This is a genomic window from Mumia sp., from assembly GCF_028803055.1.
In the GTDB taxonomy this organism is placed as follows: Bacteria; Actinomycetota; Actinomycetes; order Propionibacteriales; family Nocardioidaceae; genus Mumia.
This window is the reverse complement of the sequence record NZ_JARBCJ010000068.1, coordinates 1-6430: the sequence shown is the minus strand read 5'-3', so window position 1 is coordinate 6430 and position 6430 is coordinate 1. Positions and strand designations below refer to the sequence as shown.

General features: G+C 71.2%; 7 protein-coding genes. 3 read left to right on the top strand and 4 right to left on the bottom strand.

The window, feature by feature from the left end; translation table 11 throughout:
- Nucleotides 1-117: 117 nt before the first annotated feature.
- Complete coding sequence (locus PV363_RS08525; protein WP_220343860.1) at nt 118-816, bottom strand: VOC family protein; 699 nt, start codon at nt 814-816, stop codon at nt 118-120.
- Between the two features lie 53 nt (nt 817-869).
- Here PV363_RS08525 and dapD point away from each other — a divergent pair, with 53 nt between their 5' ends.
- A complete protein-coding gene (gene dapD, locus PV363_RS08520) occupies nt 870-1808 on the top strand; it encodes a 2,3,4,5-tetrahydropyridine-2,6-dicarboxylate N-succinyltransferase (protein ID WP_301022122.1) in 939 nt (312 codons plus the stop codon).
- Nucleotides 1809-1828: 20 nt separating this feature from the next.
- Nucleotides 1829-2803, top strand: a complete 975-nt coding sequence (locus PV363_RS08515) for a hypothetical protein (RefSeq protein WP_220343952.1) — start codon at nt 1829-1831, stop codon at nt 2801-2803.
- Nucleotides 2804-2818: 15 nt separating this feature from the next.
- Here PV363_RS08515 and PV363_RS08510 read toward each other — a convergent pair whose 3' ends face one another.
- The 3 genes from PV363_RS08510 to fdxA form a co-directional block, all read right to left on the bottom strand.
- Nucleotides 2819-3751 (bottom strand): hypothetical protein, encoded by a 933-nt coding sequence (locus PV363_RS08510; protein WP_301022121.1) that lies wholly within the window; start codon nt 3749-3751, stop codon nt 2819-2821.
- Nucleotides 3752-3870: 119 nt separating this feature from the next.
- Entirely contained in the window at nt 3871-5031 is a 1161-nt protein-coding gene (gene dapC, locus PV363_RS08505; protein ID WP_220343857.1) for a succinyldiaminopimelate transaminase, read from the bottom strand.
- Nucleotides 5031-5354 carry a ferredoxin gene (gene fdxA / locus PV363_RS08500; RefSeq protein WP_139086403.1) on the bottom strand — a complete coding sequence of 108 codons (324 nt, stop codon included), beginning with the start codon at nt 5352-5354 and terminating at the stop codon, nt 5031-5033. Before fdxA ends, dapC begins: the two co-directional genes overlap by 1 nt.
- Before the next feature lie 105 nt (nt 5355-5459).
- On the opposite strand from fdxA, the gene PV363_RS08495 reads away from it, so the two are divergent.
- On the top strand, nt 5460-6430 hold a 971-nt coding region (locus tag PV363_RS08495; protein ID WP_301022120.1), incomplete at its 3' end, for a GNAT family N-acetyltransferase.

Here is a 6430-nt window from a genome sequence, read left to right as displayed (position 1 = left end):
GCGGCGGTCAGGCTCACGACGTCGGCGTGGAGATCGAGCGAGGTCATGCCGTCCATCCCATCACGTGGCGGGCGCCAGAGCACGGGCCGCCACCTGGAGATCGGAGACGAGTGCGCGTCACCCCTCCTCCTCGAAGACGCAGAACTCGTTGCCCTCCGGGTCGGCCATCACCGTCCACGGGGTCTGCTCCGCCGGCCCGCGCAGCACGCTCGCGCCACGGCGTACGAGCTCGTCGACGGCGTCCGGGCCCCCCGTGACGTCCCAGTGGATCCGGTTCTTGACGGTCTTGGGCTCGGGCACGTTCTGGAACACCAGCGACTCGAACGGCACGCCCGGAGGAGTCGTCCAGCTGAAGCCTCGACCCTCGTCGTCCACGTCGGAGCCGAGCACGTCGGCCCACCAGGCCGTCATCGACGGATGGTCGACCGCGTCGACCCCGACCTCGTACAGGCGGTACGCCTGCGGGTGTGCCGACCACCAGTCGTCATCGCGTTCGAAGATGCACAGCTCGCCGCCGCTCTCGGGGTCGCCCATCACCGTCCACGGGGTGTCCCAGCCCGGCAGCCTGGTCGCGCCGAGCGCCTCGTACTCGGCGACCGAGCGCCCGTGGACGTCGAAGTGGACGCGCTGCTTCACCGTCCTCGGTTCGGGCACCGCGTTGATCCACACCGTGTGCTGCGGCGTGGGCCCGCGCAGCACCGCGTCGCCGTCGGGCAGCGCCTCCGCCGTGAGCCCGAGCGCTGCCGCCCAGAAGGCGCTCGCCGCCGGCACGTCGTTCGCGTCGATGCTGAAGTCTTTGAACCGTACGAGAGACATGTCGGCACCCTAGGACAATCGGGCGTCTGGAGCCGGTCGATAACCTGGACCGCATGACCTCCACCACCCCGCAGTCCGCCTGGGCGTACGGCATCGCCACGCTCACCGAGGACGGGACCGTCCTCGACGTCTGGTATCCGAACCCGACCCTCGGTTCGTACGACGGAGCGATCGAGCCCACCGGGCTGACGGCGCTGGAGGGGACCGACGAGGTGCGCCAGGTGCGGAGGACCGTGGTCCGGACCGAGGTCGAGGACCTGAGCTCGCCGGTCACCGACGCGTACGACGCCTACCTGCGCCTCCACCTGCTCTCCCACCGGTTGCTCCGCCCCCACGGGACCAATCTGGACGGCATCTTCGGCGCCCTCGCCAACGTCGTGTGGACGTCCATCGGCCCCTGCTCGGTCGAGGGCTTCGAGGAGACCCGGCTGCGAGCCCGTGCGGCTGGGCTGTCGGTCGCGGTGACCAGTGTCGACAAGTTCCCGCGGATGACCGACTACGTCGTTCCCAGCGGCGTCCGGATCGGTGATGCCGATCGGGTGCGCCTGGGCGCTCACCTCGCGGAGGGCACCACGGTGATGCACGAGGGCTTCGTGAACTTCAACGCGGGCACTCTCGGGCACGCGATGGTCGAGGGCCGGGTCAGCGCGGGCGTGGTCGTCGGCGAGGGCACCGACGTCGGCGGCGGCGCATCGATCATGGGCACCCTCTCGGGCGGCGGCAAGCAGGTCATCAGCCTCGGGCGCAACTGCCTCCTCGGTGCCAACGCCGGCATCGGCATCTCTCTCGGCGACGACTGCGTGGTGGCCGCGGGCTGCTACGTGACGGCGGGCTCGAAGGTCACTCTCCCTGACGGGTCGGTAGTCAAGGCGGCCGAGCTCTCGGGCCACGACGGGCTGCTGTTCCTGACGAACTCCGAGACAGGGCGTCTGGAGGCCCGGCCCCGGACGGGCAACGGGATCGCGCTCAACGCAGAGCTGCACGCCAACTGAACGGCGCAGTGACCGACCCGATGGCCCCTCGTGACCGTCGCCGGAGGGGCGCCTCTCTCCTTCTGATCCTCCTCGTCCTCGTGGGCGTGGTGGCTGCGGGTCTGGTCGTGCTCGCGCGCAGCGGGCAGATCGCCCAGCTGCGCGGCGAGGAGTGCACCGTCGAGGTCGGCGACACCTACGCGACCCTCGATCTCGAGCAGACCGAGCACGCGTCGCTGATGGCGGCGATCGCGATGCGCCGCGGGTTGCCCGCCCGAGCCGTGACGATCGCCGTCGCGACGGCGTACCAGGAGTCGAAGCTGCGCAACATCGACTACGGCGACCGGGACTCCGTCGGCCTCTTCCAGCAGCGCCCGTCGCAGGGCTGGGGGACGGTGGAGCAGATCATGGAGCCCCGCTACGCGATCACCCGCTTCTACGAGGGCCTGGAGAAGGTCGACGGCTACCGTTCGATGTCGGTCACCGAGGCGGCCCAGGCCGTCCAGCGGTCTGGTTACCCCGAGGCGTACGCCGACCACGAGGCCTACGGGCGCGCGATCGCGTCGGCACTCACGGGCAACTCCCCCGCCACCTTCACGTGCGTGGTCGACCTGCCCGCCACCGACGAGGGCGTGCCCGGCGCCAACGGTCTGACCCCTGCGGCCGAGGCCGTCCGTGTCGACGTACGCAAGGCGTTCGGGCGCCTGCCCACCGGCGGGTACGCCGCCGACGGGGTGAGCACGGGACACTCCGCCGGGTCGAAGCACTACGACGGCAAGGCGGTGGACGTGTTCTTCCGGCCGGTCACCGCCCAGGCGAAGAAGGACGGCTGGGCGCTCGCGCAGTACCTCGTCGCGAACGCGCGCCGTCTCGGGATCGCCACGGTGATCTACGACGCCAAGATCTGGACGGCACGCCGGTCCCCGCAGGGCTGGCGGGACTACACGCCGCCGGCGCGCGACGGCGACCGTGCCGTGCTCGAGCACCGCGACCACGTCCACGTCGACGTGTCGTAGTCGCGGTGCTCGGCGTCACCCTCCGGCGACCGGCTGCTGGGTGAGGACCTTGTAGGTGTAGCCCGTCGCGATCAGCGTCAGCGGGATGGTGACCAGCAGTCCGACGAAGCACAGGATGAAACCGAGGATGTTGATGCCGGTCAGCGCCAGTGCGAGCAGGAAGACGGGCCCGAGGTTGTTGCCCACCAGCCGGAAGCTCGACTGGAGCGCTTCCCACGGTCCCTGTCCTTGGTCCATCACGAACCACAGCGTGTACCACGCGAAGAACGTGAAGACGATGCCCGGCAGGATGCAGAGGATCAGTCCGACGAAGGTGAGGACGCCGAGGAGCAGGAAGGTCAGGATGACCTTGCCCGCGTGCTCCCCCCACTGGAAGAAGTCGCCGAAGCCGGGCTTGCGTCCTTCGGTCTCGAGCAACGCTCCCTTCGTCTGCGCGGCCTGCATGAACCAGCCGACCAAGGTGCCCGCGAGGTTGAACAGCAGCGCGACGACCGAGAAGCCGCCGGCCAGCCACCAGCGCGAGGAGTCCCAGGCGTCGTCTCCCCCGGACTGGGCGGCCGAGCCGATCCCGCTGATGACCGCCTGGATGACGAAGAACACCAGGCTGACCCCGACCCAGACGCCCCAGTTGTCCTTGAACCTGTCCCAGCCGAACGAGATCGCTCTGCCGACGTTCAGCTCCTGCGGGGCGCCGTAGCCGCCGGGTCCACCCCCATGGCCGCCCGGGGGCTGGCCGGGCGGGGGGCCGTACCCACCGGGTGGCTGGCCGGGCGGCGGACCGTACCCACCGGGTGGCTGGCCGGGCGGCGGACCGTACCCACCGGGCGGCGGTCCCGGAGGCGGTTCGTACGGCGGTGGAGGAGGTGGAGGCGGATCGTACGGCGGAGGCCCGCCGGGTGGCTCGTTGCCCGGTGTGTCGCCGCCGGGAGGGTTCTGAGGCTCGCTCATGGACCGTCTCCTCCAAGGGTCGCGCGGGGCGATCGACCCCCCGGCCTCCTTCGAGGCTAGCGACATCTCGGCGTGTCGGCGCGACCGGAGCGGACTCGGCGCGTCGCGGCTCGTGGGCCTCAGGCGAGGCTGGAGAGCCTCGTGGCCGCGGCCGCGATCCGCTCGTCCGACGCGGTGAACCCGACGCGGACGTGCTCGGCGCCGGCGGCGCCGTAGAAGTCACCCGGCGCCACGAGGATCCCGAGGTCCGCGAGCGCTCGCACGGTCTCCCGCGCCGGCTCGCCCCGCGTCGCCCACAGATAGAGCGAGGCCTCGGAGTGGTCGATGCGGAACCCTGCAGCCTCGAAGGCGCGGCGGAGCGTCGCCCGGCGGGCGGCGTAGACGGCGTGCTGGGCGTCGGCATGCGCATCGTCGGCCAACGCCGCCGTCATCGCGTCCTGGACGGGCGCGGGGACGATGAGGCCGAGGTTCTTGCGCACCTCGAGCAGTTCCCCGATCACCGTGGGGTCGCCGGCGACGAACGCCGCACGATATCCCGCGAGGTTGGACCGCTTCGAGAGCGAGTGGACGGCGAGCACGCCCTCGTGCGAGCCGCCGCTCACGTCAGGGTGGAGGACCGAGGAGGGCGTGGCGTCCCAGGAGCACTCGAGATAGCACTCGTCGGAGACCAGCAGAACACCACGCTCCCGCGCCCACGAGACGGTCTTGCGCAGGTGCTCGAGCCCCAGCACGCGCCCGCTCGGGTTGGACGGCGAGTTGATCCACATCAGGCTCGGCGCCGACGGGCCGAGGGCCACCGTGGAGTCGGAGACCACGACCTCGCAACCGGCGAGGCGAGCACCCACCTCGTACGTCGGGTAGGCCAGCTCCGGGATCACGACCGCGTCACCCGGGCCGAGGCCGAGGTGGAGTGCCAACCCGGCGATCAGCTCCTTCGAGCCGATGGCGGGAAGCACCCCGTCGACGTCGAGACCGGTCACCCCGTGGCGCCGTGCGAGCCAGTCGACGGCAGAACGCCGGAGCGCGAGGGTGCCGACCGTCTGGGGGTAGCCGGGCGCGTTCGCGCCGGCGGCCAGGGCCTCCCGTGCCACTGCCGGGGTCTCGTCCACCGGCGTGCCGATCGAGAGGTCCACGATCCCATCAGGATGTGCGACCGCTCGCGCCTTGACCTCGGCGAGCGAGTCCCAGGGGAAGTCGGGAAGGCGACGAGACACCGCACCGGCCGACAACCGCGTCGTCGCACTCGGGCGCGACGGCACGGACGGGACCGGGTCCGGCATCAGTCCTGGTTCTGCGGAGGAAGCGCGGCGATCATCGGGTGGTCCTTGTCGATCGGACCCATCTTGGCAGCACCGCCGGGCGACCCCAGGTCGTCGAAGAAGTCGACGTTGGCGGTGTAGTAGTCCTTCCACTCCTCCGGGGTGTCGTCCTCATAGAAGATCGCCTCCACGGGACAGACCGGCTCGCAGGCACCGCAGTCGACGCACTCGTCGGGGTGGATGTAGAGCATCCGCTTGCCCTCGTAGATGCAGTCGACGGGACACTCATCGACGCAGGCACGGTCCTTGAGGTCCACGCAAGGCTGAGCGATGACATACGTCACGAGGGGTCCACTCCTTCATTCGAACGGCTGGAACTAGTATCACCCTCTCGTGCGGGGAGGGAGTGGCCAGGTCCGCCTAACGGACCGGCTGGGCGGGAGGTTGGGGTGCCAGACTTCGGCGAGCTCGTCGGTCGACGCGTCGTGGTGAGGTCACGTGTCCCCGGTGAACGCGGCCCGTCGGGCGGGCCCGCCTACACCGACGTGGTCGGTCGGCTGCTCTCGTACGACGGCTCGACCCTGCGCATCCAGCGCCGCGACGGTCGTGAGGCGTACGTCCCGGCAGCGGACGTGGTGGCAGCCAAACCCGTGCCCGAGGGCAGCGCACGCGTCCGGACGCGGCCGGCGATGGACTACTCCCCCGAGGAGCTCGCCCGGATCTGCACGCGCGGCTGGCCGCCCCGCATCACACAGGATCTCGGCGAGTGGACGCTGCGCGCGTCCGGCGGGTTCACCGGCCGCGCCAACTCGGTCGCGGTGCACGGCGACCCCGGCGCCGACCTCCCGACCGCGCTCGCCCAGGTCGAAGGGTTCTATCGCGCGCAGGGGCTGCCCGCGAAGGCCCAGGTGATCGACCAGACCCCCTGGCCCGGCCGCTTCGCCGACGCCGGATGGGTCGGGACCGGCGGCACTCACGACCACGCAGTGGTGCTCGTCGCCGCCGCCCGCGCCGTCCTCGAGACGTCACGGACCGGGCGCCAGGACGGCGAGGCGACGGTCAGGATCGACGAGACGCTCACCGAGCCGTGGATGGCTGCGGCTGAGCGGGTGACCGCCGACGTGCCGCTGGACGACGTCCGCCACGTGCTCGCCTCACCGCCGGTCGTCGGGTTCGCGGTCGTCGAGGGGGACAGCGGGATCGAGGCGGTGGCGCGCATCGTGGTCACCGGAGAGTGGGCCGGCCTGTCGAGCGTGCACACCCTGCCCCAGGCCAGGCGCCGCGGGCACGCCGCACGGCTGCTCGAGGCGTGCACGCGTTGGGCGTGGGACCGCGGCGCGGACAAGGTCTACCTGCAGACCATGCGGCACAGCAGGGCGGCGCTGGCGTTGTACGAGGGGTACACCTTCGAGGTGCACCA

Excerpts from the sequence above, each read along its gene's own strand:
- PV363_RS08510 (WP_301022121.1), bottom strand. The coding sequence starts at position 3,751 with ATGAGCGAGCCTCAGAACCCTCCCGGCGGCGACACACCGGGCAACGAG.
- dapD (WP_301022122.1), top strand. The coding sequence starts at position 870 with ATGACCTCCACCACCCCGCAGTCCGCCTGGGCGTACGGCATCGCCACG.
- dapC (WP_220343857.1), bottom strand. The coding sequence starts at position 5,031 with ATGCCGGACCCGGTCCCGTCCGTGCCGTCGCGCCCGAGTGCGACGACG.
- PV363_RS08515 (WP_220343952.1), top strand. The coding sequence starts at position 1,829 with ATGGCCCCTCGTGACCGTCGCCGGAGGGGCGCCTCTCTCCTTCTGATC.
- PV363_RS08525 (WP_220343860.1), bottom strand. The coding sequence starts at position 816 with ATGTCTCTCGTACGGTTCAAAGACTTCAGCATCGACGCGAACGACGTG.